This is a genomic window from Aminobacter sp. J41 (genome assembly GCF_000526635.1).
Lineage (GTDB): Bacteria > Pseudomonadota > Alphaproteobacteria > Rhizobiales > Rhizobiaceae > Aerobium.
In genome coordinates this window covers 111,751-138,189 of the sequence record NZ_JAGL01000006.1, presented here as the reverse complement: position 1 = coordinate 138,189, position 26,439 = coordinate 111,751, and the positions used below count along the sequence as shown (strand labels likewise).

The 26,439-nt window shown below is 63.7% G+C and carries 24 protein-coding genes; 14 read left to right on the top strand and 10 right to left on the bottom strand.

What is annotated here, in order from left to right; genetic code table 11:
- Nucleotides 1-4 precede the first annotated feature (4 nt).
- The 4 genes from L630_RS0106725 to L630_RS0106710 are packed head-to-tail and all read right to left on the bottom strand — an operon-like array spanning nucleotide 5 to nucleotide 3,910.
- A complete protein-coding gene (locus L630_RS0106725) occupies nucleotides 5-1,189 on the bottom strand; it encodes an alpha/beta hydrolase (RefSeq protein ID WP_024847507.1) in 1,185 nt (394 codons plus the stop codon).
- Complete coding sequence (locus tag L630_RS0106720; protein ID WP_024847506.1) at nucleotides 1,189-1,866, bottom strand: dienelactone hydrolase family protein; 678 nt, start codon at nucleotides 1,864-1,866, stop codon at nucleotides 1,189-1,191. Before L630_RS0106720 ends, L630_RS0106725 begins: the two co-directional genes overlap by 1 nt.
- Nucleotides 1,863-2,693 carry an IclR family transcriptional regulator gene (locus L630_RS21075; protein ID WP_024847505.1) on the bottom strand — a complete coding sequence of 277 codons (831 nt, stop codon included), beginning with the start codon at nucleotides 2,691-2,693 and terminating at the stop codon, nucleotides 1,863-1,865. The genes L630_RS0106720 and L630_RS21075 overlap by 4 nt, the downstream gene beginning before the upstream one ends.
- Complete coding sequence (locus L630_RS0106710; RefSeq protein ID WP_024847504.1) at nucleotides 2,693-3,910, bottom strand: FAD-dependent oxidoreductase; 1,218 nt, start codon at nucleotides 3,908-3,910, stop codon at nucleotides 2,693-2,695. Before L630_RS0106710 ends, L630_RS21075 begins: the two co-directional genes overlap by 1 nt.
- Nucleotides 3,911-4,259: 349 nt before the next feature.
- Between L630_RS0106710 and L630_RS0106705 the strand changes: the two genes are divergently transcribed.
- From L630_RS0106705 to L630_RS0106690, 4 genes are all read left to right on the top strand, one after another.
- Nucleotides 4,260-4,712 carry a tripartite tricarboxylate transporter TctB family protein gene (locus tag L630_RS0106705; RefSeq protein ID WP_024847503.1) on the top strand — a complete coding sequence of 151 codons (453 nt, stop codon included), beginning with the start codon at nucleotides 4,260-4,262 and terminating at the stop codon, nucleotides 4,710-4,712.
- A gap of 3 nt (nucleotides 4,713-4,715) precedes the next feature.
- Nucleotides 4,716-6,221, top strand: a complete 1,506-nt coding sequence (locus tag L630_RS0106700) for a tripartite tricarboxylate transporter permease (RefSeq protein ID WP_024847502.1) — start codon at nucleotides 4,716-4,718, stop codon at nucleotides 6,219-6,221.
- A 178-nt stretch (nucleotides 6,222-6,399) separates the two neighbouring features.
- Nucleotides 6,400-7,383 carry a tripartite tricarboxylate transporter substrate binding protein gene (locus tag L630_RS0106695; RefSeq protein ID WP_024847501.1) on the top strand — a complete coding sequence of 328 codons (984 nt, stop codon included), beginning with the start codon at nucleotides 6,400-6,402 and terminating at the stop codon, nucleotides 7,381-7,383.
- A 229-nt stretch (nucleotides 7,384-7,612) separates the two neighbouring features.
- A complete protein-coding gene (locus tag L630_RS0106690; protein WP_024847500.1) occupies nucleotides 7,613-8,089 on the top strand; it encodes a MarR family transcriptional regulator in 477 nt (158 codons plus the stop codon).
- Nucleotides 8,090-8,149: 60 nt separating this feature from the next.
- Here L630_RS0106690 and L630_RS0106685 read toward each other — a convergent pair whose 3' ends face one another.
- The 4 genes from L630_RS0106685 to L630_RS0106670 all read right to left on the bottom strand — a co-directional run bounded on the left by L630_RS0106685 (nucleotide 8,150) and on the right by L630_RS0106670 (nucleotide 13,812).
- A complete protein-coding gene (locus tag L630_RS0106685) occupies nucleotides 8,150-9,166 on the bottom strand; it encodes an amidohydrolase family protein (protein ID WP_024847499.1) in 1,017 nt (338 codons plus the stop codon).
- An 85-nt stretch (nucleotides 9,167-9,251) separates the two neighbouring features.
- Nucleotides 9,252-10,628 carry an FAD-linked oxidase C-terminal domain-containing protein gene (locus L630_RS0106680; RefSeq protein ID WP_024847498.1) on the bottom strand — a complete coding sequence of 459 codons (1,377 nt, stop codon included), beginning with the start codon at nucleotides 10,626-10,628 and terminating at the stop codon, nucleotides 9,252-9,254.
- Nucleotides 10,629-10,645: 17 nt separating this feature from the next.
- The gene (locus L630_RS0106675; protein WP_024847497.1) at nucleotides 10,646-12,343 is read right to left on the bottom strand and encodes a thiamine pyrophosphate-requiring protein; all 1,698 of its coding nucleotides are present in this window, start codon (nucleotides 12,341-12,343) and stop codon (nucleotides 10,646-10,648) included.
- 17 nt (nucleotides 12,344-12,360) lie between these two features.
- Nucleotides 12,361-13,812, bottom strand: coding sequence for an NAD-dependent succinate-semialdehyde dehydrogenase (locus tag L630_RS0106670; RefSeq protein ID WP_024847496.1), 1,452 nt, complete (start codon nucleotides 13,810-13,812; stop codon nucleotides 12,361-12,363).
- Nucleotides 13,813-14,001: 189 nt separating this feature from the next.
- On the opposite strand from L630_RS0106670, the gene xylB reads away from it, so the two are divergent.
- Genes xylB through L630_RS0106655 form a run of 3 tightly spaced genes read left to right on the top strand, consistent with a single transcriptional unit; the run spans nucleotide 14,002 to nucleotide 18,244 of the window.
- Nucleotides 14,002-15,456, top strand: coding sequence for a xylulokinase (gene xylB / locus L630_RS0106665; RefSeq protein WP_024847495.1), 1,455 nt, complete (start codon nucleotides 14,002-14,004; stop codon nucleotides 15,454-15,456).
- Nucleotides 15,457-15,474: 18 nt separating this feature from the next.
- Complete coding sequence (gene xylA / locus L630_RS0106660) at nucleotides 15,475-16,785, top strand: xylose isomerase (RefSeq protein ID WP_024847494.1); 1,311 nt, start codon at nucleotides 15,475-15,477, stop codon at nucleotides 16,783-16,785.
- Nucleotides 16,778-18,244: a mannitol dehydrogenase family protein gene (locus L630_RS0106655; RefSeq protein WP_024847493.1), complete on the top strand. Its 1,467-nt coding sequence runs from the start codon at nucleotides 16,778-16,780 to the stop codon at nucleotides 18,242-18,244. Before xylA ends, L630_RS0106655 begins: the two co-directional genes overlap by 8 nt.
- Before the next feature lie 4 nt (nucleotides 18,245-18,248).
- Here L630_RS0106655 and L630_RS0106650 read toward each other — a convergent pair whose 3' ends face one another.
- Nucleotides 18,249-19,040 (bottom strand): IclR family transcriptional regulator C-terminal domain-containing protein, encoded by a 792-nt coding sequence (locus L630_RS0106650; protein ID WP_024847492.1) that lies wholly within the window; start codon nucleotides 19,038-19,040, stop codon nucleotides 18,249-18,251.
- A gap of 74 nt (nucleotides 19,041-19,114) precedes the next feature.
- Between L630_RS0106650 and L630_RS0106645 the strand changes: the two genes are divergently transcribed.
- The 4 genes from L630_RS0106645 (at nucleotide 19,115) to L630_RS0106630 (ending at nucleotide 22,217) form a co-directional block, all read left to right on the top strand.
- A complete protein-coding gene (locus tag L630_RS0106645; RefSeq protein WP_024847491.1) occupies nucleotides 19,115-19,834 on the top strand; it encodes a 3-oxoacid CoA-transferase subunit A in 720 nt (239 codons plus the stop codon).
- Nucleotides 19,831-20,502 carry a 3-oxoacid CoA-transferase subunit B gene (locus L630_RS0106640; protein WP_024847490.1) on the top strand — a complete coding sequence of 224 codons (672 nt, stop codon included), beginning with the start codon at nucleotides 19,831-19,833 and terminating at the stop codon, nucleotides 20,500-20,502. The genes L630_RS0106645 and L630_RS0106640 overlap by 4 nt, the downstream gene beginning before the upstream one ends.
- 2 nt (nucleotides 20,503-20,504) lie before the next feature.
- A complete protein-coding gene (pcaF, locus tag L630_RS0106635) occupies nucleotides 20,505-21,713 on the top strand; it encodes a 3-oxoadipyl-CoA thiolase (protein ID WP_024847489.1) in 1,209 nt (402 codons plus the stop codon).
- Nucleotides 21,714-21,842: 129 nt separating this feature from the next.
- Complete coding sequence (locus L630_RS0106630) at nucleotides 21,843-22,217, top strand: hypothetical protein (RefSeq protein ID WP_144705661.1); 375 nt, start codon at nucleotides 21,843-21,845, stop codon at nucleotides 22,215-22,217.
- A gap of 3 nt (nucleotides 22,218-22,220) precedes the next feature.
- Here L630_RS0106630 and L630_RS0106625 read toward each other — a convergent pair whose 3' ends face one another.
- On the bottom strand, nucleotides 22,221-23,201 hold the full coding sequence (locus L630_RS0106625; protein WP_024847487.1) for a GlxA family transcriptional regulator: 981 nt from the start codon (nucleotides 23,199-23,201) through the stop codon (nucleotides 22,221-22,223).
- Between the two features lie 76 nt (nucleotides 23,202-23,277).
- Here L630_RS0106625 and L630_RS0106620 point away from each other — a divergent pair, with 76 nt between their 5' ends.
- The 3 genes from L630_RS0106620 to L630_RS0106610 are packed head-to-tail and all read left to right on the top strand — an operon-like array spanning nucleotide 23,278 to nucleotide 26,434.
- Nucleotides 23,278-24,195 (top strand): 3-keto-5-aminohexanoate cleavage protein, encoded by a 918-nt coding sequence (locus L630_RS0106620; protein WP_024847486.1) that lies wholly within the window; start codon nucleotides 23,278-23,280, stop codon nucleotides 24,193-24,195.
- Nucleotides 24,196-24,202: 7 nt separating this feature from the next.
- On the top strand, nucleotides 24,203-25,267 hold the full coding sequence (locus tag L630_RS0106615; protein WP_024847485.1) for a carnitine 3-dehydrogenase: 1,065 nt from the start codon (nucleotides 24,203-24,205) through the stop codon (nucleotides 25,265-25,267).
- A gap of 3 nt (nucleotides 25,268-25,270) precedes the next feature.
- Nucleotides 25,271-26,434: an acyl-CoA dehydrogenase family protein gene (locus L630_RS0106610; RefSeq protein WP_024847484.1), complete on the top strand. Its 1,164-nt coding sequence runs from the start codon at nucleotides 25,271-25,273 to the stop codon at nucleotides 26,432-26,434.
- The last annotated feature ends 5 nt before the right edge of the window (nucleotides 26,435-26,439 follow it).

Here is a 26,439-nt window from a genome sequence, read left to right as displayed (position 1 = left end):
CGTTTCACTCGCTCAGCAAGGCGTGACGTCTGCTCCAGTCAGTGACCCGGTCCAGACAGACCCGCAGCAGCTCCGGCTGTCCGAGATAGTAGTGTGTCGCTCCGGGTATTCGCAGGTACTCCTTGTCCGGCGTGGCAAGCGCTTCGGCGATGATCGGGTTGTGCGTTGCCGGGACCGCTTCATCGGCATTGTTCTCGATCTGGAGGACAGGCGTACGCTTGATCAGCCGCGCATTCATTGGGCCCTTCGCGTTCGACAGGTCATAGCTCCACTGGCTTAGCCACGAGCGCAGTGTCGTGAACCTTGCCAGTCCGACCGGGCCGACATTGACGGTGCGCGGATCGCCCATGTAGCTCCAGCCCGGCTTGCGGTCGTTGGGATCGATCGAGGTATCGAACCAGCGGACGTCGCACATGGTACGGTGGACGACGAAAGCGCGTTCCTGCTCCGGTCCGCCCCGCTTGCGCAGCCGTTCCAGCATGTCCTGGCACCATGTAGTGATACGGCGGTTGCGCGCAATCTGCGCCGCGCGGAAACGCTCCACGAACTCCTTCGTGTAGGGCGGCTGCGCGGGGCAGTCCGGCGAATAGATATCAAGCGAGAGGTCGCGATTGTCGGGGTCGAGTTCATCGATGACAGAGGGATCGAGCCACTCCGTGAGCGTCTCGGCCCGCGACAGATGCGCCGCAATGAAGATCACGCCGTCAGCAGGCTGAAGACCTGCTTCAACGAGGTTCACCTCATCGCCTGCCGGGGTGTGCGTTACGGTCGGGTTCTCCGCTTGCGCCTGGTAGAACAGCGACAGCGATCCGCCGCCCGACCAGCCGACGAGGACGACCTTCTCGTATCCGAGCCTCTCCCGCGCGTATCGCAGCCACTGGCCGAGGTCGATGGCGACCTTCTCCATGATGAGGGCCGTGTCGTTCTTGGGGTAGCGGCTCGCCGCGCACAGGACGTGCAGCCCCTGATCCGCCAGCGCCGTCGGCATTGGAAGCAACTGAAGCGTCGAGGTCGGATGCATGAAGACGTAGACCGTCTTCGATGGTCTTCCGACGGGCCGCAGCAGTTGACCCTCCAGGTTGATCATCCCGGAGTTGCCGGCAAAGCCGTAAGTTTCGCTGAACTTCGCCGTGTCCGGGAAGGACACGATCAGCGGAACGCGTTCCCAGGAAATGGCGGGGTCTGCCATCAGTTCGAGTTCCGTGTCTTTTCCAGGAACTCGATCGTGCGCTTCCACGCGATGGCGGCCTGTTCGCCATCCGCAGTTCCGGGCGCGCCGCGATTGAAGCCGTGACCGGCGGGATAGAGATGGATCTCCGCCTGAGGCTGTTTTGCCCGTACTTCCTCGACGCTCGAAAGCGGGATTGAAGCATCCGTTTCGCCATAATGTAGCAGGATCGGACAGTTAGGCTTCTTGTCGGCGAAGCCCGCAATGCGGCCGCCATAGTAGCTGACGATGCAGTCGAGGTCGTCGAAGCGGGTGGCCATGTCGAAGGCAAGTGATCCGCCGAGGCAGAAGCCGACGATCGAAACCGGCAGGTCCTCCTCCTTCAGGCGTTCGACTGCGGCCCGGCTGTCGAGCACAAGCTTCTCCCAGTCGAGCGACTTCATGTAGCCGAGGGCAACCTGAACCTCCTCGGGCGAGTAGCCGGATTCGAAGTTGGGCAGGAATCGGTCGAACAGAGCCGGCGCCAGGGCGACATAGCCTTCCGCCGCGAACTTGGTGCAGACGCTGCGGATGTGCTCGTTGACGCCGAAGATCTCCTGCAGAACGACGATGCCTCCCTTCGGCGCACCTGCAGGGCGGGCGAGAATTGCCCCAAATTCGTGACCATCCGAGGCGGTGAGCCGCAGCGATTCCGTCATCGCGTTCTTCCTTCGTTTATCGGTAACAATCCTTCGATTGCGTCGAAATCAGTCCGCAGCAGTTCAGGCGGGCAGGCGAGCCGAAGGGAGATGCTTGTCGCGGCCGCGCTGACGAGCCGCGCAGTTGGACCCAGGGGATCCAGATTGATGTCGTTCTTCATGCCGAGAACGGTGACCGCGGCGGCAATCTCGCCCGCATAGTCGAAGATCGGGGCGGAGATCGAGGCAAAGCCAATGTTGATCTGGCTGTCGGAGAAGGCGAGCTGGCGCTGGCGGATCAGATCGAGGCTCTGTTCGGCCCGCTCCTTCGTTGCCTGGTCCGTCTCCGTCTCGAACTGCTCGACGTGCTGGATTGCCGCGCTTGACTTGTAGGCGAGAAAGACGCGGCCGGTCGCGGCCCGGTAAAGCGGCAGAACGTGCCCGACGCGCACCGACACGAGCACTTCCACGGTCGAGTCGACCTTGGAGATGATGACCGGTCCGCGATTGCCCCAGATCGACAGGAATACCAGATGTCCGGTGGCGGTCTGCAAGGAGTTGAGCGCATCCCTCGACACTTGCGCAACATCGATCTGGCGCATGGCGGCGGCGCCGAGCTGCAGTGCGTAGGGACCAAGCCCGTAGCGCATCGTCGTCGGGTCCTGCTCGACGAGCCCGAGCTGCGTGAAGCTTGCCATGTAGAGATGGGCCTTGCTGGCGGGCATGCCGGCCAGCTCCGCGATCTTGCTCAGCGGCAGTTTGCCACCCGCCGCCTCGAGCACGTGGATCAGGCGAAATCCGACTTCGATCGACTGGATGCGGCGGGGCTGACGCGCGGCGCGAGGCATCACGAAGCCCGGGCAGATACTGTGGCCGGCCGGAGCGGAACGGAGGTGGCATCGTAGGTGAAGAGCCACTCGTAGCGCTCCTTTACCTTGGATTCCTCCCATTCGGCGTTCACATAGGCCTCCGCCGTATCCGCATGAGCGAGGGCGGGGTTGTGGAAGCGCCCGAGATTGTTCTCTGCTCCGCGTACGATCCGCGTGGTTCGCCCCCGTCGGGTGTTCTCATAGGCGAGCAGTCCGGCTTCCGGGTCATCGCGATATTCCGCGAGGGCTCTGCCAAGGACAAAGCCGTCCTCGATAGCCATGACCGCTCCTTGAGCGAGGAAAGGCAGGGTAGGGTGGCATGCGTCGCCTAGCAGCGTAATGCGCCCGCGAGTCCATTGCTCCATCGGCTGGCGCAGCATCAACGCCCACTTGTACGGGGTGTCCATGCTCCTGATGAGCGTGTGCACATCCTCGTTCCAGCCCTGGTAATCGGCGAGGCACTCATCAACGGTGCCAGCCACAGACCAGGACTCCACCTGCCAGTCGGAGCGCTCCACAACCGAGACGTAATTCATCAGCTCGCCGCGCCGGAGGAGATAGTGGATGACGTGGCCGCCGGGCCCGATCCAGTTGGTGCCTACGGGGCGCAGCAGGTGTTTGGGCAGACGCTCGGCGGGGATCACCCCGCGCCAGGCAACGATTCCGGTGAACTTCGGCTTGTCGGCGCCGAATAGCGCGTCGCGGATCGCCGAATGGACTCCGTCTGCTCCAATTGCAATGTCTGCAGATACGGTGGCCCCGTCCTTGAAGCGTATGCTCACACCCTTGGCCGTCTGGTCGATGCCTTCGCAACGCATGCCAAGCTTAATCGCATCCGGCGCGATGCGCCGAATGCCGGCTGCGAGCACCTGATGAAGGTCGTTGCGGTGGATGGTGATGTAGGGAAAGCCGTAGCGTGCGACGGACTGCGGACCAAGGTCGAAGAGCTTCCAGGTCTGCCCGGTATTCCACAGCCGGATTTCCTTGCCACCGGCCTCGCAAGCCACGGACATGATCGCCTGTTGGAGCCCCAGCGCAAACAGGATGCGCGTGCCGTTGGCGCTGACCTGAACGCCCGCGCCGACCTCCCGCAGTTCAGGGGCCTGCTCAAAGACGGTGACCTCAAACCCCTGCCGCAACAGCGCGAGGGCTGCAGTCAGGCCGCCAATTCCTCCTCCGATGATGGCGATCTTCATATCAGGTAGCCTCATATTCGGTCGGACTATCTGGCGGAGGTCGAGCAGTGTCAACCGGTTTTGACAGCGTATAATGCCGTTTGTTTTAATCAGACGAGGTAGCTCCTTCCGCTGCGGCAGATTGTAATTGACAGCAGATGTATGGTTGCCTGATATAAGGACTCCGTATCATCCGGCGGGGGAGGCCGGAAGAGCACGGGCGGAAGAGGTTGTCGGTTGGGGGAGGCTGACCGAACGACGTCTTTGACAGAGTCAAACCGGATTTGCGCCAGGCCCGAAGCTCAGGGTTGTCGGGCTTGATACTGGGTGAAAAACGGCCGCGGAGGGGATGTGGCCGGGAGGAGAATGGATGCTGAAGGTTAGAAGCCCGCAGGATCTGGGCGCGGGCGTCTTGTTCGTGCTGATCGGTCTGGCGGGAGTGTATTTCGGCCAGGATCTTGCATTTGGCAGTGCGCGCCGGATGGGCCCCGGCTACTTCCCAGTGATCATTTCCTACATGATCATCTGCATGGGACTAATCGTGACGGTTCGAGCCTTCAGGGTCGACGGGCCGGCGATGGAGAAGTTCCGCCTTCGCCCCATTCTGATGCTGGTCCTGGCGCTGGCTGCGTTCGGTTTCCTGATCGCACAGCTCGGCGTCATCATCTCGTCCTTCCTGATGGTCGGCATTGCCGCCTATGCCCGGTACGAGAAGGTCAACATCGTCGAGACGATCGTCTTCGCGACAGCCGTTTCCGCATTTATGGTGCTGGTCTTTGTGTATGGGCTGAACCAGCCTATGCCGCTGTGGTGGAAGAGCTAGGCTATGGAAGTCATTGAGCATCTCGCCACAGGCTTCGTCGCGGCTGCGTCGCTCCAGAACCTGCTCTTCTGCCTCATCGGCGTCTTCCTCGGCACCCTCATTGGTGTCTTGCCGGGCATTGGCCCCATCCCGACGCTTGCGCTGCTGCTGCCGGTGACCTTTGGTCTCGACCCGCTTACCGGCCTCATCATGCTCGCCGGCATCTACTACGGGGCGCAGTATGGCGGCTCGACCACATCGATCCTGGTCAACATGCCGGGCGAAGCGTCCTCGGTCGTCACATGCATCGAGGGCCACCAGATGGCGAAGCGCGGCCGCGCTGGTGCCGCCCTTGCCACGGCCGCCTGCGGCTCGTTCTTCGCCGGCTGCGTCGGAACGATCTTCATCGCGGCGTTCGGACCGCCGCTCGCCGCAATCGCGCAGCAGTTTACCTCGCCGGACTACTTCTCGCTGATGGTGCTGGGCCTCGTCATGGCTGTCGTGCTGGCGCACGGCTCGGTGCTCAAGGCCATCACGATGGTGCTGGTCGGCCTGCTGCTCGGCCTCGTCGGCACGGACCTCGCGACCGGGCACACCCGCTACACCTTCGGTATTGGCGGCCTTTGGGAAGGCATCGACTTCCTGCCGCTCGTGCTTGGCCTCTTCGGCATCGTTGAGATCATCCGCAACCTCGAAAATCCGCCACCTGCGCGCGACACCATTTCGACGCGCTTGCGGGATCTTTGGCCGACGAAGGAGGAGTTTCGTCTCGCCTGGCCCGCGGCCCTGCGCGGAACCGGTATCGGCTCCATCCTCGGCATCCTGCCGGGCGGCGGTGCAGTGCTTGCATCCTTTGCCAGCTACACGGTCGAGAAGAAGCTGACGAAACGGCCTCATGTCTTCGGAAATGGCGCGATCGAGGGCGTGGCCGGTCCGGAGTCGGCGAACAATGCCGCTGCGCAGACCTCCTTCATTCCGCTTTTGACGCTAGGTATTCCGTCAAACCCGGTCATGGCGATCATGATGGGCGCGATGATCATCCAGGGCATACAGCCGGGCTCGGCTGTGATGACGGCGCGTCCGGAGCTGTTCTGGGGCATGATCGCGTCGATGTGGATCGGCAACCTGATGCTGGTCATCCTCAACCTGCCGCTGCTGGGCATCTGGGTCAGGCTGCTTTCGGTGCCCTACCGGTTCCTGTATCCGGCGATCCTGCTGTTCTGCGCCGTGGGCGTGTACTCGACCAGCACCGAGCCGTTCATGATGGTGCTGCTGATCGTCTTCACCGTGTTCGGCTACATCCTGTTCAAGTTTGGTTGCGAGCCGGCCCCGCTGGTCCTTGGCTTCATCCTCGGTCCGCTGATGGAGCAGAACCTGCGCCGGTCGATGCAGCTGTCGCGCGGCGATCCGATGATCTTCTTTGATCGGCCGATTTCGCTGACGCTGCTGATCCTTGCCGCGCTGGTGATCCTGCTCGTCATCTCACCCCAATTGCGCCGGAAGCGCGAGGAGGCGTTCCAGGAGGAGTAGGACGCAACGGAACAGGATGAAAGAGACAACTGCGATGCTCTCACAGGAGGAATTTGAGCAGAGCAGGGATGGGCGAGAGCATGCGCCCATCGATGGCGCCAGAGGGGCCACAAGACCGACGGCGTTCGCGGCGCAAGCCGCATCAGGAAATGAACGATCTCAACAGGGAGGATGAGAGATGTCAGACAGCCGTTTCAGTATTACGCGACGTCGCGCGCTGGCGCTTGGCGCCGCGGCGATGATGCTTCCGGGAGCCGCGACCGCTCAGGACGCTTATCCGAGCAAGACCATTACCTTTATCTGCGCCTTCCCGGCCGGCAGCGGCGCGGACGTGCTCGTACGCTACTTCGCCGAGAAGGTTCAAGCCATCGCGGGCCAGACGATCATCGTTGAGAACAAGCCCGGCGCGGCAGGCAGCATCGCGGCAGAATACACGGCCCGCGCTGCTCCCGATGGCTACACGATCTTCGTCCACTCCGGTAACTCGACCGCCGGCAATATGTGGCTGCTGAAGAACCCGCCGATCAATCCGGAGACCGATCTGCGCACGGTCGCGACGGTCAACAAGCAGGCGTTTGCGCTGACGGTCCGCAATGACAGCCCGTACAAGACGCTGGCTGACCTCGTCGCCGACCAGAAGGAGAAGGGCGAGGAGGGCACCTATGCGGTAAACGCTACTTCGGGCCGTGTCATGGCCGAGGAGTTCAAGCGGCTGGCAGGTCTCAAGACCGAGCCGGTGCAGTACGGCACCGCGGCAGACTCGGTGAACGACATGATGGCTGGCCATGTCGACTTCGGCGCGCACGATCCGGTGTTCGCACTCGGTCAGGTGCGTCAGGGCAACTGGCGAATCCTTGCAATCGGCTCGCCCGATCCCATGGAAGGCATGCCTGGAATCCCGACCTTCAAGGAGCAGGGCTACGACATCGACCAGCTTGGCTGGTGGGGCGTGATGATGCCAGCGGGCGTCTCCGACGATATCGCCAACACGGTCAACGGCTGGTTCCAGAAGGTTCTGGAGACGCAGGAAGGCAAGGACTTCGTCATCTCACAGGGCGGCGATCCGTTCATCTCGACGCCTGAGGCGTCGCAGAAGCTGATGGCCGATACCATCGTCCAGTGGAAGCGCCTCGTCGAGGTGGCGGGCATTGAGCCTCAGTGATGCAATCGAAGAGCATCTTGCGGGAGGGCTAGTTGGCGAAAAATCTGCAAGATGCACTTTGGCGGCATCAAGACGAGCCGCGAATTGTGTCTCCTATACTTGAAGTACAAGCATTTACGCCGGCAGCAATGCCGGCGTTTGTGTTTGCTCGATATGACGCCCCGTGGCTTGCAAGTGAATCGCAACTGAGTTACCGCCACCGCAGAGCAGAAAAAAAGGCGAGGCAGCCTTGTCAGAGAACAGTGCACAGACTGGAGCGACACGCGAGCTGCTGAGGCCGCGCGCGATATTCTTCCTTAACCAGGCGAACCACGCCGTGCGCAGCCGGTTCGAGGCGGCGCTGAGCGAGGTCGAAATGACCGCCATCCAATACACGGTGCTCAGCGTGATCGGCCGTCATGACGGGCTGTCTTCGGCCGAGCTTTCGCGTCGTTTCTTCGTGACGCCACAAACGATGAATGAACTGATTGCCGGCCTGCAGCGCCGCAATCTGATCGTCCGCACCGCTGACCCCGCCAACAAGCGAATCCTGCGCATGTCGGTCACGGCTGAGGGGCGGGAGTTGCTGCGGCAATGCGATGAACTCGCCGACAGGATCGAGCGGGACGTGTTCCGCAACATGTCGGACGAGGAGTATCATATGCTCGCGCGCCTGACGCGCCAGCTGGCGCATGAACTGCGTACCCGGAACGAGACGGAAGCCTGAGCCTGACAGGAGACAGGTCGCGGGACGAGTGTCCCGCGCCTGAGGCACTCTTGTAGTATTTTAGAGCTTCAGCCCAAGCAGCTTGACTGCGTTGTCTTGGTAGAGCTTGCGGCGCAGCTCGTCGCTGATGTCGAGGCTGTCGAGGATCCGAAGCGTCTCGCGGATGTACATCGGGCCGCCCTCCGGATCAAACGGCGCATCCGAGGCGAATACCACCCGGTCCTCGCCGAAGAACTCGATCGCATGCTCTATTGCCTTGCGCGAGCCAAAAGATGCGGTATCGGCGTAGAACTCCTTGAAGTACTGCAGATGCGGCTTCTTCAGCGCGGTGAGCACCGGTTTCAGGTCGCGGTCGGAAGTGCGCTTGCCCATCTGGTCCCAGCCTGGTCCCACGCGTCCTTCGAAGAACGGGATCATGCCGCCGGCGTGGTGCGTCAGCACCTTGAGGCCGGGGAACTTGTCGAACATGCGCGAGAAGACCATGCGTGCCATGGTGGCGGAGGTCTCGTACGGCCAACCAAGCGTCCACCAGATCTCGTACTCCGACCGGCTCTCGGTCTTGTAGTCGGCGAAGTCCTGGGTACGTGCCGGGTGCAGGAAGACCGGTTTGCCGGACTTTGCCATGTACTCGAAGAACGGATCAAATTCAGGAAGGTCAACCGGCTTGCCGTTGACGTTCGTGAAGATCTGCACGCCGACGGCGCCGAGGTCTTCGATGACGCGGCGGCTTTCTTCGACCAGTGCGTCGGGATTGTTCATCGGCGCGGTGGCAACGAAGGCCGGGAAGCGGTCAGGATGTTTCTGCACCAGCTCAGCCATCGAATCGGAGCCGATCTTTGACAGCTCGAGTGCCACTTCTGGACCGGCAAAGGCCTCGAGCGGAGGAGAGGCAAGCGACAGGACCTGTTGGTAGTCAGGACCAAACATGTCCATGACCTGGAAGCGCCGATCGAGATCCGTCATCATCGGCACGTCGCCCGAACGCTTGGTCATGTGGGTCATCGTACCCAGTTCCTTGACCAGGCGGTCGAAGAAGGGCTTGGGCCAGATGTGATTGAAAACGTCGATCTTTTTCACGACACTCCTCCATTGTCAGGTTTCCTGACAATGCAACGTAACGCATCGTCAGGTCAACTGATAAGACGGGCCGGGCGGCTCAGTCTCAGGCGACCTGCCCGAGCTTCCCGGGGTTCATGATGCCCGCCGGATCGAGCGCGGCCTTGATAGCGTTCATCACGTCGACGGCGTCGCCGTGCTCCTTGCGCAGGTAGTCGAGCTTCGAGATGCCGATGCCGTGCTCGCCGCTGAATGTGCCGCCCATTGCAATCGTGCGCTCGTAAAGGCGGTGCGCGAGGCGTTCCGCCTCGGCCAGCTCCTCCGGGATCTCAGGTTTGATGAGGTAGCCGACGTGGAAGTTGCCATCGCCCACGTGGCCGATGATCTTGGCCGTCAGCGAGGATGCATCCGCATCCTCATGGGCAGCCATCACCGCATCGGCAAGGCGCGAGATCGGCACGCAACAGTCGGTCGTATAGGTCTTGCACCCCGGCCGCAGCGTCTGGTTGGCGAAGATGGATTCATGGCGTGCCTTCCAGATGCGGTCGCGCTCCTCGGGCCGGGTCGACCACTCAAAGCCTGAACCGCCGTATTCCTGCGCGATGGCCGCTGCGGTCTCGGACTGCTCCTCTACCCAGCGCTGGCTGCCATGAAACTCCAGGAACAGCGTGGGCGCCCGCTTGAGGCCGAGCTTGGAGTGGGCGTTGGCGGCGTCGATGGCGACCTCGTCCAGAAACTCGATCCGGGCGACGGGGATGCCGCTCTGGATCGTCGCGACCACGGCCTCTACGGCGCCTCGCATCGTCTCGAAGGTGCAGATCGCGGATGCGATCACCTCAGGGATCGGATGAAGCCGGACGGTCACCTCCGTGATAACGCCAAGGGTGCCCTCGGCGCCAACGAAGAGCTTGGTGAGGTCGTAGCCGGTCGACGACTTCTTCACCCGCCGCCCGGTGGTGATGATCTTTCCCGTCGGCGTGACAACGCGAAGAGCGAGCACGTTTTCGCGCATGGTTCCGTAGCGTACCGCGGTGGTGCCGCTGGCGCGGGTGGAGGCCATGCCGCCCAACGTAGCGTCGGCGCCGGGGTCAATCGGGAAGAAGAGGCCAGTGTCCCGCACATAGGCGTTTAGCTGCTTTCGCGTCACGCCCGCCTCGACCACCACGTCGCCATCCTCGGCATTGACCGCCATGATGCGGTTCATGCGTGAAAGATCGAGCGAGATGCCTGCCTTGAGCGGGATGGTGTGGCCTTCCATCGAGGAGCCGGCCGCAAACGGCGTCACCGGGACGGAGTGGGTATAGCAAGTCGCGACGACGCGCTGCACGTCCTCCTCGCTCTCGGCAAAGACGACCGCGTCGGGCAGGCGCACCGGCTGGCGCGACATGTCGCGGCCATGGTGCTCACGCACGGCTTCTGCCGTCGACAGCCTTTCGCCAAAATGGGCTTTCAGCTCCGCAATGACCTGCTCAACATTCGACATCTTTATTGCCCCCAAGGTCAGTAGCTGACCATTACTTCAAGCATCGCCTGGCGGCCGGAGCGCGTCACCTGAAGTGCGCGTTCGATGGCTGCCGGCAGATCCTTGCCAGTCTCAACCCGCTCGGCGTGGGCGCCATGCGCGCGCGCGACGGCAGCGTAGTCGGGAGCCGGATCGAGCGCCGTGATGGGCATGACGTTCGCCTTGGCGGCGTTCCCCTCTGGGTACATGTAGAGGGTGGAGCGGCGCACCGCATTCCAGATGCCGTTGTTGAACACGACGGTGAGAAGGGGAAGTTTCAGCGCCGCTGCGACCTGATGGCAGGCGACGGGGTTCGCGAACATGTAGGAACCGTCGCCAATGGTCGCGATGACCTGCCGGTTGCGGTTGCCCAGCTGCGCGCCAAGTGCGGCGGTCAGCCCCCAGCCAAGGCCGCCGGAGAGCGGCGTCGTGAAGTAGCTTCCCGGCTTCTCGAATTTCATGACCGACAGGTCGACGCCGAGCTCGTTGAAGAACACCGCGTCGGGGCCGGCGACCTCGTTGAGGCAGCGCGAGACGAAGGCCGGCGACATGGGCGCGCCGGAGCCGCTGGCAACGCGCTTCACCGCGGCGGCTTCCGCCTCGGCGCGGAAGGTTGCGGCCTTATCGCGCCGCCCGGCCAGTACCTCTTCCGCAATCCCGATCTCGCTCAATGCCTGGTCGAGCGCGGAGATGGTGGCGTTTAAGCCACCTGCCAGCGAGAGATGGATGGGAAAGCCGCGCATCGGCAAGTTGCGATACTGCGGCTCCGGGCCGATGGCGATGACGGTGCAGCCTTCCGGCAGCTTCACGTGCCCGGCGATCCACGGCACCATGGCGTTGGCGACGACGACAACGTCGGCATCACCCAGCCACGGGCCGGGTTCACGCCCGACATTCATCGGATGGCTGGTCGGCAAGGCCTGTCTCGTCGCCCAGAACTCGACCACCGGGAGAGCAAAGCGATCTGCAAAGCCCGCCAGCGGCTCGAAGCTGTCGCCCACTTCCGGACTCTGGGTGATGAAGACCGGGTTCTTCGCCGCAGCGAGCTTCTCCGCTGCCTGGCGGACCAGTTCTGGTGCCGGCGGACCATAGGTGGTCGGCGCGTAAATCGTCTCCATCCCGTAGGCTGCGGCAGGTTCAGCCAGCGCCTCACGCGGCAGGCTGAGGTAGACCGGACCGCGCGGTTCGCTCATTGCGATCGACAGGGCGCGGTCGATCGCCGGGCCCGCCTGTTCCGCATAGCGCAGCTCATAGTCCCACTTCACAACTTCGCGCACCATGCCGGCCTGGTCGCGCATCTCCTGGCCCCAGTGGATCGGACTCGAGCGGCTGCCGAAACGGCCAGCTTCGGTCAGGGGCGTGCGCCCCGACGTCATCACGATCGGCACGTTCTCCGACGCCGCGTTGATGAGCCCCATGACGGAATTGGCAAGGCCGACATTGACGTGGACCATGACCGCCGCCGGCTTTCCGGTCGCGAGGTAATAGCCATGCGCCATCCCAACGGCGACGCCCTCATGCGGGATGACCAGCGGCTCCGGCATGGCTATGCCCGTCTCCGCTGAACGGGCGTAGGCTTCGATGATTGACGGGAAGTCGGTGCCACCGTTGGCGAACAGAACGTCGATGCCGGCTGCCTTCATGTGACCGAGGAGAGCCTCGGCGGCGAACATTCCTTCCGGACGCGTGTGTTTCATCGTCATGCTCGCGGGGTTCAGGCCGTTACGCTCAGCGTCTTGGTGACGAGGAAGGCCTCGATGCCTTCCATACCCACTTCCGAACCGTGGCCGCTGTCCTTGACGCCGCCGAAGGGCGTCTCCGGCATCGAGATGTTGAAGGAGTTGATGCCGACCATGCCGGCCTCGATGGCGTCGCCGAGGCGGGCGATGTTCGAGGCGGAAGAGGTGAATGCGTATGCCGCAAGGCCGTAGGGCAAGCTGTTCGCCTTGGCGATGCCGTCCTCCAGATCCCGGAACGGGTTCAGGACGGCGACCGGGCCGAACGGCTCCTCGCGCATGATCCGCGCCGAGTCCGGGACGTCTGCAAGGACCGTCGGCGCATAGAAGTTGCCGACATTGCCGATCCGCTTGCCGCCGGTGAGGACCTTCGCACCTTTTGAGCGGGCGTCCTCAACTAGGCTTTCAATCGCGTCGCGACGGCGGGCATGTACCAGCGGACCCATGCCCGTGTCGGGCTCAAGACCGTTGCCCACCTTGATCTTCTCTGCACGGGCAACAAAACCTTCGCAGAAGCGCTGGTAGGAGGCCTCCTGGACGAAGAAGCGCGTCGGCGACACACAGACCTGACCCGCATTGCGGTACTTGCGCTGGACGGAAAGTTCGAGCGCGGTGTCGAAGTCACAGTCGTCAAACACGAGCACCGGCGCGTGACCGCCGAGCTCCATGGTGGTCCGCTTCAGCCCGTCGGCGGCCAGCTTGATCAGGTGCTTGCCGACCGGCACCGACCCGGTGAACGATATCTTGCGGATGATGGGCGAGGCGAGCAGGTAGCGCGAAATCGTGTCGGGCACGCCGAATACCACTGAGATCGCACCTGCAGGAACTCCCGCCTCTACCAGGCAGCGGGCGACCGCCAGCGCAGCCGTGGGGGCTTCCTCGCCCGGCTTGTAGACCATCGTGCAGCCGGCAGCGAGTGCCTGACCCAGCTTGCGTGCCGCATTGCCCACGGGGAAGTTCCATGCGGAGAAGCCCGCGGTGGGGCCTACAGGCTCCTTCACCACCTGAAAGCGCGTCGCGCCGATCCGGCCAGGGATGACGCGGCCATAGCTGCGGCGAGCCTCCTCGGCGAACCACTCCATCTCCTCGCAGGCGAAATGAACTTCCAGACGGGCTTCAGCCAGCGGCTTGCCCATTTCCAGCGTTGCGAGACGGGCGATTTCCTCCTGCCGCGCATGCATCAGCTCGGCGGCCTTCTTGATGATCTTGCCGCGTTCGCGCGGACTGACATGACGCCAGGAGTTGAAGGCCCGCTGCGCGCCTTCCAGCGCACGATCGAGGTCCTCAGCGGTCGCGTGGGGATAGACGCCGAGCTGCTGGCCGGTGGCCGGGTTGATCACCGGTGAGGTTTGGCGAGAGCTGGCTTCTATCCATTCCCCGTCGATCAGCAGGGATGCAGATTGATATTCGTGGCTCTGACCAGTGCTCATGTCGTCCTCCTCCAAGACTTCCCTTTAATCATCAGGAGACCTGATAAATGTCAAGGCTTGGGTTGGAGCCGGCGCGACAGCATCCCTAATGGTGCTCGACCTCATTTTTTACGGATTGCGAAATAAATAAGAACTCGGCTATGTTCTCTCCGTCAGGCTGGCAATAAGGCCTGCATGGGAGGAATGTTCATGTATCTCGGGCTCGACCTCGGCACGTCCGGAGTCAAGGCGCTGCTGATTGACGACAGGCAGCGGCCAATTGCGACCGCGTCGAGCGAGATCCAGGTGTCGCGGCCGCATGAAGGCTGGTCGGAGCAGGACCCGCAGGACTGGATCCGCGCGACCGAGGATGCAGTCGGCGCCTTGAAGCAGTCGCATCCGGCTGAAATTGCCGCCGTGCGCGGCATCGGACTTTCGGGGCAGATGCACGGGGCGACGCTGTTGGACAGCGCGGGCAAGGTGCTGAGGCCCTGCATTCTCTGGAATGATACGCGCAGCTTTCGCGAGGCGGCAGAGCTCGACGCCAATCCGATCTTCCGCAAGCTGACCGGCAATATCGTCTTTCCCGGCTTCACCGCGCCGAAACTGGCGTGGGTGCGCGCCAATGAGCCGGACATCTTTGCGCAGGTCGCCAAGGTCCTGCTGCCCAAGGATTATCTGCGCTACTGGCTGACCGGCGAGTTCGTCTCGGAAATGTCCGATGCGGCGGGAACGTCGTGGCTCGATGTCGCGGCGCGCAGGTGGTCAGCTGAGTTACTGGCAGCGACGGAACTTTCTGAGGAGCACATGCCACCGCTGGTGGAAGGCACCGATCCTTCCGGTACGCTGAAGCCGGAGCTCGCCGCAACGTGGGGTATGGGGGGCGATGTCGTCGTGGCCGGCGGCGCGGGCGACAATGCGGCATCGGCCTGCGGCATGGGCGTCGTGCGGGCAGGGGATGCATTCGTCTCGCTCGGCACTTCGGGTGTCCTCTTTGCCTCCAATGCCAGCTACATGCCGAACCCGGACAGCGCTGTGCATACCTTCTGCCACGCGCTGCCGCAGACCTGGCACCTGATGGGCGTCACGCTGTCGGCCACCGACTCGCTCAACTGGCTTTCCGGCATCACCGGCCTTTTGGCGCAAAAAATGGGTGCCGAGCTCGGCGACACGCTGCGCGCGCCGGGCAGCGTCATCTTCCTTCCCTACCTTTCCGGCGAGCGAACCCCGCACAATGACGCGGCCATGCGCGGCGCCTTTATCGGCCTGTCGCACCAGTCGGATCGCGCAGCGCTCACGCAGGCTGTGATGGAAGGCGTCGCCTTCTCCTTCCGCGACTGTCTCGAGGCGCTGCGCTCGGCCGGGACCGATTTGTCACGCGTCATGGCCGTCGGCGGCGGCTCGCGCTCGCGATACTGGCTGAAGGCCGTGGCGACAGCGCTCGGGATTCCGGTCGACATTCCGGCCGACGGCGACTTTGGCGCCGCGTTCGGAGCTGCCCGACTTGGTCTCATCGCCGCCGAGAAAGCCGATCCGTTCGAAGTCTGCAGGGCCCCGCAGGTGCGCGAAACCATCGAGCCGGATGCTGCCCTGCTTCCGGCCTTTGCGGAAGCCTGGGAGCGCTATCGCGCGCTCTATCCGGCGATCCGTCCAGCCCATCCCTGATCGACAAGGAGTATTGTCATGACGACCGGTTTCTTCGGCGACATCCCGCCGATCCGCTACGAGGGGCCGGACTCGGCCAATCCGCTCGCCTATCGCTTCTACAATCCGGACGAGATCGTGATGGGCAAGCGGATGGAGGACCATCTGCGCTTCTCCGTCGCCTACTGGCACTCCTTTGCCTGGGAGGGGGGTGATCCATTCGGCGGGCGCACCTTCGATCGGCCCTGGTTCTCCGAGACGATGGAAGCGGCGAAGCTCAAGGCTGACGTTGCCTTCGAGATGTTTTCGACGCTCGGCGTCCCCTTCTACAGCTTCCACGATGCCGACGTGCGGCCCGAAGGCGCGACGTTGAAGGAAAGCATCTCGCGCCTCGACGAGATTGGTGACGTTTTCGCGGCCAAGCAGGAACAGACCGGCGTGAAGCTCCTCTGGGGCACGGCGAACCTGTTCTCCAACCGCCGCTACATGGCGGGTGCGGCGACCAATCCGGATCCCGACGTGTTTGCCTATGCGGCCGCGACGGTGAAGGCGTGCATTGATGTCACCAAGCGGCTCGGCGGCGTGAACTATGTGCTGTGGGGCGGACGCGAGGGCTACGAGACGCTGCTCAATACGGACCTCAAGCGTGAGCGGCAGCAGGCGGGCCGGTTCCTCTGCCTCGTCGTCGACTATGCCAAGAAGATCGGCTTCAACGGCACCATCCTGGTCGAGCCTAAGCCACAGGAGCCGACAAAGCACCAGTACGACTACGATGTCGCGACGGTGTACGGCTTCCTCAAGGATTTCGGGCTTGAGAACGAGGTGAAGGTCAATATCGAGCAGGGCCACGCGATCCTCGCCGGCCACACCTTCGAGCACGAGCTGGCGCTCGCCGCATCGCTCGGCATCTTCGGCTCGATCGACATGAACCGCAACGACTACCAGTCGGGCTGGGATACCGATCAGTTCCCCAACAACGTGCCGGAAATGGCGCTTGCCTATTACGAAGTGCTGAAGGCTGGCGGCTTCACCACCGGCGGCACCAATTTCGACGCCAAGCTGCGCCGCCAGTCGCTTGATCCGGAGGACCTGCTGATCGCGCATATCGGCGGCATGGATTGCTGCGCGCGCGGGCTGAAGGCCGCCGCGCGCATGCTCGAGGACAAGGTGCTCATCAACCCGCTCGAGGAGCGCTATGCCGGCTGGAAGTCGCCAGAGGCGCAGGCGATGCTGTCAGGCCAGGTGACGCTCGAGCAGATTTCGGAACGGGTGCTCGCAAACGGCATCGAGCCGCAGCCGCGCTCCGGCAGGCAAGAGTATCTCGAGAATCTGGTGAACCGCTATGTCTGAGGCCGCAGCGGCTGCAGCTTCAGTGGGCGAGCCGGCGTGGCAGCGGGAAGGGCGGAAGTCGGGGATCGTTCATCTCGGCGTCGGCGCCTTCCACAAGGCGCATCAGGCCGTCTATACCGATGATGCAATTGCTGCGTCCGGTGGCGACTGGATGATCACGGGCGTTTCGCTCCGCTCGCCGGACGTCGCGGACGCGCTCAACCCGCAGGACGGCATCTATACGCTGCTCACCCGCGGCGAAGATGGAGTGACGGCCCGCCGGATTGGCTCGATCCGGCGCGTGCTGGTCGCACCGCGCGAGCGGCAGGCGGTGCTGGAGGCGTTGGCAGCACCCGAGACGAAGATCGTCAGCCTGACGATTACCGAGAAAGGCTACGGCCGCGACGCCGACACCGGCGGGCTCGACCGCAATCATCCGGCCATCAGCGCCGACCTCGTGAACCCGGCCGAGCCGCAGAGCGCCGTCGGCTTCATCGTCGAGGCTGTGCGGCTGCGCAAGGAGCGGGGACTGCCCGGCTTCACGGTGCTGTGCTGCGACAACCTTCCGTCGAACGGTCACGTCGTCCAGCGGCTGGTTACTGAGTTTGCCGAAGCCGCGCGGCCGGAGCTTGCCGGCTTCATCGCCCAAAATGTCACCTTCCCGTCGACCATGGTCGACCGGATCACCCCGGCAAGCACCGAACAGACCTTTGCGGATGCCAGGCGGCTGACGGGAGAAGATGACCGCGCGGCGGTTGAGACCGAACCCTTCACCCAGTGGGTGATCGAGGAGAACTTCGTTTCCGGCCGGCCCGACTGGGAAGCTGGTGGAGCGATCTTCGCGAACGACGTGCGCCCCTACGAGAAGATGAAGCTGCGGATGCTGAATGGCTCGCACTCGCTGCTCGCCTATTCCGGCTTCCTCGCCGGGCACGCCTACGTGCGCGACGTGATGAAGGATGAGGCACTTGTTGCCGTCATCCGCAAGCACATGGAGGCGGCGGCAAAGACGCTCGATCCGGTCGCCGGAATTTCCTTCGATGACTATGCTGAGCAGCTTCTTGAGCGATTCAGCAATCCGGCGATTGCGCACCAGACCTATCAGATCGCGATGGACGGAACGCAAAAGCTTCCCCAGCGTCTGCTCGAACCTGCAACTTTTGCGCTAAGGAATGGTCTTCCGCTGGACAGCTATGCCTTCGCTGTCGCTGCATGGATGCGGTACTGTCTCGGCATGAACGAGAACCGCGAACACTACGATCTGCGCGATCCGCGCGAGGCTGAAATCGACGCTCTGCTCGGCAAGGCAGGCAACGAGGCAGACTCGATCGTGGATTGTCTGATGGCTCTCCCGGGCCTGTTTCCTGACGAACTTTCCACCTCGCCGGAGTGGAAGCGCGCGGTTTCACAGCGTCTCGAGATGATGCTGTCGAGGAGCATGCGCGAGGCGATCGAGGCGGAAGTGCAGAAGGCCGCCTGAGCGTTCAGTGGGCGACGAAGTAGTTTTCGATCACAGATGCAGTTTCCCGCAGATGGGGGAGGATCTTCTCTTCCATCTCGGGCACGGTGAAGCGCACTGACTGGGTCGAAACGTTGATCGCAGCGACGGTGTCGCCCTCGCGGTTGCGGATCGGCACCGCAATCGAGCGCAGGCCCAGTTCCAGCTCCTCATCCATCGTGCAATAACCCCGCTTGCCGGCCTCGACGATCACGCGTTCGAGCTCGGCGCGGTCGGTGATTGTCTTGGGCGTGTGAACGTGGATCTTCGCCTTGGCGAGAAACGCCTTCAGCTCAGCCTCCGGAAGTCCCGACAGCAGCATTCGGCCCATTGCCGTCGAGAGCGCGGGAAGGCGTGTGCCGACGTGGAGCGCAACCGACAGGATGCGGCGGCCAGCGACGCGGGCGACATAGACGACGTCTTCGTCGGCAAGGATCGCCGCCGAGCAACTTTCGTTGAGCCGCTGCGACAGCGCGCGCATGAACGGCTCGGCAAAACTCCACAGCGACGAGTTCGAGATCCACGTGCGCGACATGGTCAGGAGCTTGGGCGACAGCATGAACTTGCGCCCGTCCTGCGTCGCATAGCCTGTCGAAACCAGTGTCAGAAGGAACCGCCGCGCCCCGGCGCGGGTTAACCCGGCGCGCTCCGCCATCTCGGTGAGCGTCATGCCGGCTGGATTGGCGGCAAGGATTTCCATCACCTGCAGGCCGCGCGCGAACGAGCCCACAAGATCGCGATCTGCCGCCGTTTCGTTTGACTCGGTTTGCTGGGTCATTTATCAATGTATCGCATACTGAACAAATGTTCGCAATACGAACTTCTGCTCTTGCTCAGTTCGGGGAGAAGACAATGAACAAGGTCTACCCAGGCATCGAGGATGCCCTGGCTGACATCCAGGACGGCATGTCGGTGATGATTGGCGGCTTCGGCGGATCGGGCGCTCCGATCGAGCTGATCCACACGCTGATCGACCGCTACAGGAAGACCGGCTCGCCGGGGAACCTGACCGTGATCAACAACAACGCCGGCAACGGCGCTGTCGGCATTGCCGCGATGATCTATGCCGGCATGGTCAAGAAGATGGTCTGCTCCTTCCCGCGTTCGAGCGACCCGAAGGCCTTCACCGACAAGTACCTGGCCGGTGAGATCGAGCTGGAGCTGGTGCCGCAGGGCACGCTCGCCGAACGCATCCGCGCGGGCGGCGCGGGTATCCCGGCCTTCTACACCCCGACGAGCTATGGCACGCTGGTTGCCGAGGGCAAGCCGGTCGCCGAGTTCGACGGCCGCATGTATGTCCAGGAGCGCTGGCTGAAGGCGGACGTCGCCATCATCAAGGCAGAGCTTGCCGACACCAAGGGCAACCTCACCTACAACAAGGCCGCGCGCAACTTCTCGCCGCTGATGGCAATGGCCGCGAAGCTGACCATCGTGCAGGCGCGCAAGATCGTCCCGGCGGGCGGGATCGACCCCGAACACGTCATCACCCCCGGCATCTTCGTCGATCGCATTGTCGAAGTTTCTGACCCCAAGCAGGAAGAAGTTCTGCTGCGCGAAGGAGTTCAGGCATGACCACCAAGCTTTCCAACGCCCAGATCGCATGGCGCGCAGCGCAGGACATTCCGGACGGCGCCTACGTCAACCTCGGCATCGGCTTCCCGGAAATGGTTGCCAAGTTCAAGCCTGAGGGCCGCGAGGTCATCTACCACACCGAGAACGGCGTGCTTGACTTCGGTGAGGCTCCGCCGGCCGGCGAGGAAGACTGGGACCTGATCAACGCGGGCAAGAAGCCGGTCACGCTGAACCCCGGTGCCTCCTTCTTCCATCACGCCGACTCGTTCGCCATGGTACGTGGCGGCCACCTCGACGTCGCGATCCTCGGCGCCTACGAAGTTGCCGAGAACGGCGACCTCGCCAACTGGAGCACGGGTCCCGGCTCGGTTCCGGCCGTGGGCGGCGCGATGGATCTTGTCCACGGTGCCAAGCGCGTCTGCGTCATCACCGATCACGTCACCAAGAAGGGCGAGCCGAAGCTGGTCAAGAAGTGCAGCCTGCCGCTCACCGGCGTCGGCTGCGTGACGACCGTCTACACCAGCCTCGCCGTCATCGACATCGTCAACAGTCGCTTCGTGCTGCGCGAGAAGCTGCCGAGCATGAGCATTGAAGAACTCCAGGCCGTCACCGGCGCCGAGCTCGTCATCGACGGGCCGGTCGGCGACCTGATCGTTCCGGAGGTTTGAGAATGGCCGAAGCTTATATTTGCGACTACGTCCGCACCCCGATTGGCCGCTTCGGCGGTTCGTTGTCCTCCGTCCGTGCTGATGATCTGGGCGCGATCCCGCTCAAGGCGCTGATGGAGCGCAATCCGAACGTCGACTGGGAAGCCATCGATGATGTGGTCTTCGGCTGCGCCAACCAGGCGGGCGAGGACAACCGCAACGTTGCGCGCATGTCGCTGCTGCTCGCGGGTCTGCCGCTGACCGTGCCTGGCTCCACCGTCAACCGCCTGTGCGGTTCGGGTATGGATGCGCTGACCATCGCCGCCCGCGCCATCAAGTCGGGCGAGATGGAGCTGATGATCGCCGGCGGCGTCGAGTCGATGAGCCGCGCCCCGTTCGTGATGCCGAAGGCAGAGACCGCCTTTTCGCGCAATGCGGAGATTTACGACACCACCATCGGCTGGCGCTTCGTCAATCCGCTGATGAAGAAGCAGTACGGCGTCGACTCGATGCCGGAGACCGGCGAGAACGTGGCCCAGCAGTTCAACGTCTCGCGTGAGGACCAGGACGCCTTTGCCGTCCGCAGCCAAGCCAAGGCCGTTGCCGCGCAGCAGATCGGCCGCCTTGCTAAGGAAATCGTCCCGGTTACGATCCCGCAGCGCAAGGGCGATCCGATCCTCGTCGACAAGGACGAGCATCCGCGCGCCGGCACGACCATCGAGACCCTGGCCAAGCTGCCGACGCCGTTCAAGAAGGAAGGCGGCACCGTCACGGCCGGCAATGCTTCTGGCGTCAATGATGGCGCGGCGGCGCTGATCGTCGCCTCGGAAGCCGCGGTCAAGAAGTATGGCCTGACCCCGATCGCTCGCTTCGTCGGCGGTGCGGTTGCCGGCGTCGAGCCGCGCATCATGGGTATTGGCCCGGCCCCGGCGACGCATAAGCTCTGCGCGCGCCTCGGCATCAAGCCGACCGACTTCGACATCGTCGAGCTCAATGAAGCTTTTGCCTCCCAAGGCATCGCCGTGCTCCGCGACCTCGGCATTTCCGAGGACGCGGAGCACGTGAACCCGAATGGCGGCGCAATCGCGCTCGGCCATCCGCTTGGCATGTCGGGTGCGCGCATTGCAGGCACGGCGGCGCTTGAGCTGCGCGAGCGCGGCGCAAAGCTCGCGCTGGCAACGATGTGCATTGGCGTCGGCCAGGGCATTGCGGTGGCGCTTGAGCGCGTCTGATCCGCGAAACGTCTGAGTGAATGAGATGGCGGGGCTGGTCCCCGCCATTTTTTATTCGCGCGGGCTCAAGCCTTATTGCCGTTACGTCAGCGACCGCATACGTCAGCTGAAACGGGCAGTGGGGAACTCATGCAATCCAAAATGAACAACGTGGCGGCGCTTCTGTCCGTCATCGGCATCGGCCTGCAGGCCATCGTCTGCTTCGTGGTCGCCGAAGGGCCGATCAGCGGTTTCCATCTCGGCCTGTTCGGCGCAGCGAGTCTTGCCTATCTCGCCAGCCTGATCCTCGCACTGCGCACCAGCCTTTGGGTGTCGGCGCTGCTGATCGCCGTTCTTTCGCTGCTTCTCGACCTCACGGCCTTCTATTCGGTCTTCATCGCCCCGACCTCATCGACCGAGGCGCTGAGCCTTCTCGTCGTGCCGCTCGTCAAGCTGCTCGGCATCGTGCCGTTCGGGCTGATCGTCGGGGTGCTGGTGAGGGTCTTCGGCGGCAAGGCGGCCTGAGCTTCACCGGGCGCGCATCTGCGTCGGCGCAACGCCGAACGCTCTCCGAAATGCACGCGAAAATGCGGCCGCGCCGGAAAATCCGGTGCGGGCGGCGATGTTCGCCATCGGTTCGGCCGTGTCGAGCACCAGCCGCCTCGCTGCGAGCAGCCGCAGGCGCAGATTGTAGGCGCCGGGAGTCTCACCGACGGCAGCGGTGAAGATCTTTTCCAGCGTCCGGGGCGTCACACCCACGCGACGCGAGATCGCGGCGATGGTGAGCGGGCTGTCGACGTGGCTTTCCATCAGGCGGATCGCCTGTGCGAGGCGCGGATCATAGCCGTCGAGCCGCCCTAGCGAGACCAGCGGCTGCGCGTCGGTCGCCGCGCGCGCCTGGTCGTAGATGAAGACGCTCGCCACATCGAGCGCGACGGCCATGCCGAGCCGCGAGCGGATGAGGTGCAGCATCAGGTCAAAGGTCGGAGAGGCGCCGCCTGAGGTAAACACCGGTCCGTCGATCACGTAACGGTCGGGCCGCACGTTGCAGCCGGGAAAGCTGACGGCAAAGTCTTCCAGATCTTCCCAGTGGGTGGTGGCAGCGCGACCTTCGAGCAAGCCCGCATAGCCCAGCGCCCAGCTGCCTGCCTCGATTCCGCCGAAGGCGCGGGCGCGGCGGGCCGCCTTGCGGATGTCCGACAACAGCCCCCGCTCACGCACCCGACGCGTGCCGAAGCCGCCGACGGCGACGATGACGTCCGTCTCTGCTGCCGGATCAAATTTCCCCGCCACCTGCACCGGCAGGCCCGCCGTGGTCAGCGGGTTTTCGCCGTCCGGCGAGACGATTGTCCAGTCGAACTTCTTTTCGCCGGTAACTCGGTTTGCCGCGCGCAGCGGATCGACCGCCGAGGCGACGCACATGATCGACGTTCCGGGAAAGACGAGGAAGGTCAGCCGCAGCGGCGACTGGTCGGGAACGAATATCGAGCGGCATTCGCTATGCATCAAACGGAATTCGTAAAGTGGAAAGCGCCGCTTCGCAAGTAAGGCATCATCCTTCCCCAAGGTGAAGAGGGAGGATGCCATGCCATTGGCGATGAATCGCGAGGTGTTCATCACCTGCGCGGTGACTGGTTCGGGAAGCACGCAGGATCGCAGCCCCCATGTGCCGCGCTCGCCGAAACAGATCGCCGAGGCCGCGATCGAAGCCGCGAAGGCAGGCGCCGCCGTCGTCCACTGCCACGTCCGCGACCCGGAGACTGGCGCGCCCCGCCGTGACGTCCATCTCTACCGCGAAGTGACCGAGCGCATCCGCGATGCCGAGGTCGATGTCGTCCTCAACCTCACCGCCGGCATGGGGGGCGATATGGTGTTCGGCGATGTCGAGAGCCCGCTGCCGCTGCGCGAAAAGGGCACCGACATGGCCGGCGCCAGCGAGCGCGTCGAGCATGTGCGCCAGTGCCTGCCGGAAATCTGCACGCTCGATTGCGGCACCATGAACTTCGCTGAGGCCGACTATGTGATGACCAACACGCCCGGCATGCTGCGGGCGATGGGCCGGATGATGACGGAGCTGGGGGTGAAGCCTGAGGTCGAGGCATTCGACACCGGCCATCTCTGGTTTGCAAAGCAACTGGTGGAGGAGGGCGTATTGCAGCCCGACGTGCTGGTGCAGCTGTGCATGGGCGTGCCGTGGGGAGCGCCGGACGACCTCAACACCTTCATGGCGATGGTCAACAACGTGCCGAAGGAGTGGACGTTCTCGGCCTTCGCGCTCGGTCGCAACCAGATGGCCTATGTCGCCGCGACAGTGCTTGCCGGCGGCAATGTCCGCGTCGGCCTCGAGGACAATCTCTGGCTCGACAAGGGCGTGCTCGCGACCAATGCGCAGTTGGTCGACCGGGCGGTGACGATCGTCGAAAACATGGGCGCGCGGGTGATCGGCCCGGAAGAGGTGCGGGCGAAGCTCGGCCTCGTCAAGCGCGCACCCGTAGCAGCGTGAGGCGCCGATGATCAGGAAGGCAGCCTGCATTGGCGGTGGTGTGATCGGAGCCGGATGGCTGGCGCGGCTGGTGCTGAACGGTATCGACGTCGCTTTGTTCGACCCGGACCCGGAAGCCGAGCGCAAGGTCGGCGAGGTGATGGCGAATGCCCGCCGCGCTTACAAGAGGATGGCGACGGGCGGCCTGCCAAAGGAAGGCCGGATCACCTACGCCGCGACGATCGCCGAGGCGTTGGCCGATGCCGACCTCATTCAGGAGAGCGTGCCGGAACGGCTGGACCTCAAGCACAAGGTGCTGGCGGAAGTCGACCGGCATGCGAAGCCTGCCGCGATCATCGGCTCATCCACCTCCGGCATCAAGCCGACCGACATGCAGCCGGCCTTGGAGAAACATCCCGAGCGGCTGGTCGTCGGCCATCCCTTCAACCCGGTTTACCTGCTGCCGCTGGTCGAGATCGTCGGCGGCGAAAAGACATCGCCCGAAGCGATAGAGAAGGCGAAGAAACTTTATGCCTCGATCGGCATGAAGCCGGTGGTGATCCGCAAGGAGATCGACGCCTTCGTCGGCGACCGCCTGCTTGAGGCGCTGTGGCGCGAGGCGCTGTGGCTGATCAAGGACGGCATCTGCACCGTCGAGGAACTCGACGACATCATGCGCTACTCGTTCGGCCTCCGCTGGGCGCAGATGGGCCTGTTCCAGGTCTATCGCATCGCCGGCGGCGAGGCGGGCATGCGCCATTTCATGGCCCAGTTCGGGCCATGCCTTAAATGGCCGTGGACGAAGCTGATGGACGTGCCGGAGTTCAACGACGAGCTGGTCGAGCTGATCGCCACCCAATCCGACGAGCAGTCCGGTCGCTGGTCGATCCGCGAGCTGGAGCGGATCCGTGACGATAATCTCGTTGCGATTATGGAGGCGCTGGGCAGGCAGAACCGGGGCAGGGGCTGGGGCGCGGGCGAGCTGCACAACGGCTACGTGAAGCAGCTGTCCAAGCTAGCGGCTAAGCCGAAGCTGTCGCAGGCGGCGGAAAAGGCACGCGCGGCCAAGCCAAAACGACGGAAGGCGGCCTGAGTCATGGATTTCGGCCTGACGGAAGAACAGAAACTCATCGTCGAGACGACGCGGGCCTTCGTCGAGAACGAACTCTATCCGCACGAAGCGGAGGTCGAACGCACCGGCGTGCTGCGCCGCGAGTTGATCGAGGAGATCAAGGCGAAGGCAATCGAAGCTGGCCTCTACGCCGCCAACATGCCGGCGGAGGTCGGCGGCGCCGGTCTCGATACGCTAACCTGGCTGCTCTACGAGAAGGAGCTTGGCCGTGCCAATTACGCGCTGCACTGGACCTGTGTCGCGCGGCCCTCGAACATCCTGCTCGCCGGCACGCCCGAGCAGCGCGAAAAATATCTCTACCCTTGCATCCGCGGCGAGACCTGGGATTGCCTTGCTATGACCGAGCCGGGCGCGGGCTCGGACCTTCGCGGCATGAAGGCGTCGGCGCGGCAGGACGGCAACGACTGGATCCTCAACGGCACCAAGCATTTCATCAGCCACGCCGACATTGCCGGCTTTGCCATCGTCTTCATGGCGACCGGCGAGGAGGAGACTCCGCGAGGCAAGCGCAAGAAGATCACCGCCTTCTTCGTTGACAAGGGCACGCCTGGCTTCACGGTCCGCGACGGCTACAGGAACGTCTCGCACCGCGGCTACACCAACTCGGTGCTGGAGTTCGACGACTGCCGCATCCCGAAGGAACAGGTGCTCGGCGAGGTGCACAAGGGCTTCGAAGTGGCCAACCAGTGGCTGGGGGCGACGCGGCTGCAGGTGGCGGCGACCTGTCTCGGGCGCGCTGAGCGTGCGCTGGCGCATGCCATCGACTATGCCGCCACCCGCGAGCAGTTCGGCCAGCAGATCGGCAAGTTCCAGGGCGTGTCGTTCAAGCTCGCCGACATGGCGACGGAGCTGAAGGCGGCCGAGCTTATGGTGCTGGAGGCCGGCTGGAAATACGACGCCGGAACCGTCAGCGACCAGGACATGGCGATGGCCAAGCTCAAGGCCACCGAAATGCTCGCCTTCGTCGCCGACGAGGCGATCCAGATCCACGGCGGCATGGGCCTGATGGACGAGCTGCCTCTCGAACGTATCTGGCGCGACGCGCGGGTCGAGCGGATCTGGGAAGGCACCAGCGAGATCCAGCGGCACATCATCTCGCGTGCTCTGTTGCGGGCGGTCGGAGGGTAGCGGTG

Coding starts and splice junctions, on each gene's coding strand:
- L630_RS0106675 (WP_024847497.1), bottom strand. CDS start 12,343: ATGAAACACACGCGTCCGGAAGGAATGTTCGCCGCCGAGGCTCTCCTC.
- L630_RS0106680 (WP_024847498.1), bottom strand. CDS start 10,628: ATGTCGAATGTTGAGCAGGTCATTGCGGAGCTGAAAGCCCATTTTGGC.
- L630_RS0106645 (WP_024847491.1), top strand. CDS start 19,115: ATGAACAAGGTCTACCCAGGCATCGAGGATGCCCTGGCTGACATCCAG.
- pcaF (WP_024847489.1), top strand. CDS start 20,505: ATGGCCGAAGCTTATATTTGCGACTACGTCCGCACCCCGATTGGCCGC.
- L630_RS0106610 (WP_024847484.1), top strand. CDS start 25,271: ATGGATTTCGGCCTGACGGAAGAACAGAAACTCATCGTCGAGACGACG.
- L630_RS0106650 (WP_024847492.1), bottom strand. CDS start 19,040: ATGACCCAGCAAACCGAGTCAAACGAAACGGCGGCAGATCGCGATCTT.
- L630_RS0106615 (WP_024847485.1), top strand. CDS start 24,203: ATGATCAGGAAGGCAGCCTGCATTGGCGGTGGTGTGATCGGAGCCGGA.
- L630_RS0106630 (WP_144705661.1), top strand. CDS start 21,843: ATGCAATCCAAAATGAACAACGTGGCGGCGCTTCTGTCCGTCATCGGC.
- xylB (WP_024847495.1), top strand. CDS start 14,002: ATGTATCTCGGGCTCGACCTCGGCACGTCCGGAGTCAAGGCGCTGCTG.
- L630_RS0106720 (WP_024847506.1), bottom strand. CDS start 1,866: ATGACGGAATCGCTGCGGCTCACCGCCTCGGATGGTCACGAATTTGGG.
- L630_RS0106640 (WP_024847490.1), top strand. CDS start 19,831: ATGACCACCAAGCTTTCCAACGCCCAGATCGCATGGCGCGCAGCGCAG.
- L630_RS0106695 (WP_024847501.1), top strand. CDS start 6,400: ATGTCAGACAGCCGTTTCAGTATTACGCGACGTCGCGCGCTGGCGCTT.
- L630_RS0106655 (WP_024847493.1), top strand. CDS start 16,778: ATGTCTGAGGCCGCAGCGGCTGCAGCTTCAGTGGGCGAGCCGGCGTGG.
- L630_RS0106710 (WP_024847504.1), bottom strand. CDS start 3,910: ATGAAGATCGCCATCATCGGAGGAGGAATTGGCGGCCTGACTGCAGCC.
- L630_RS0106725 (WP_024847507.1), bottom strand. CDS start 1,189: ATGGCAGACCCCGCCATTTCCTGGGAACGCGTTCCGCTGATCGTGTCC.
- L630_RS0106705 (WP_024847503.1), top strand. CDS start 4,260: ATGCTGAAGGTTAGAAGCCCGCAGGATCTGGGCGCGGGCGTCTTGTTC.
- L630_RS0106670 (WP_024847496.1), bottom strand. CDS start 13,812: ATGAGCACTGGTCAGAGCCACGAATATCAATCTGCATCCCTGCTGATC.
- L630_RS21075 (WP_024847505.1), bottom strand. CDS start 2,693: ATGCCTCGCGCCGCGCGTCAGCCCCGCCGCATCCAGTCGATCGAAGTC.
- L630_RS0106700 (WP_024847502.1), top strand. CDS start 4,716: ATGGAAGTCATTGAGCATCTCGCCACAGGCTTCGTCGCGGCTGCGTCG.
- L630_RS0106620 (WP_024847486.1), top strand. CDS start 23,278: ATGCCATTGGCGATGAATCGCGAGGTGTTCATCACCTGCGCGGTGACT.
- xylA (WP_024847494.1), top strand. CDS start 15,475: ATGACGACCGGTTTCTTCGGCGACATCCCGCCGATCCGCTACGAGGGG.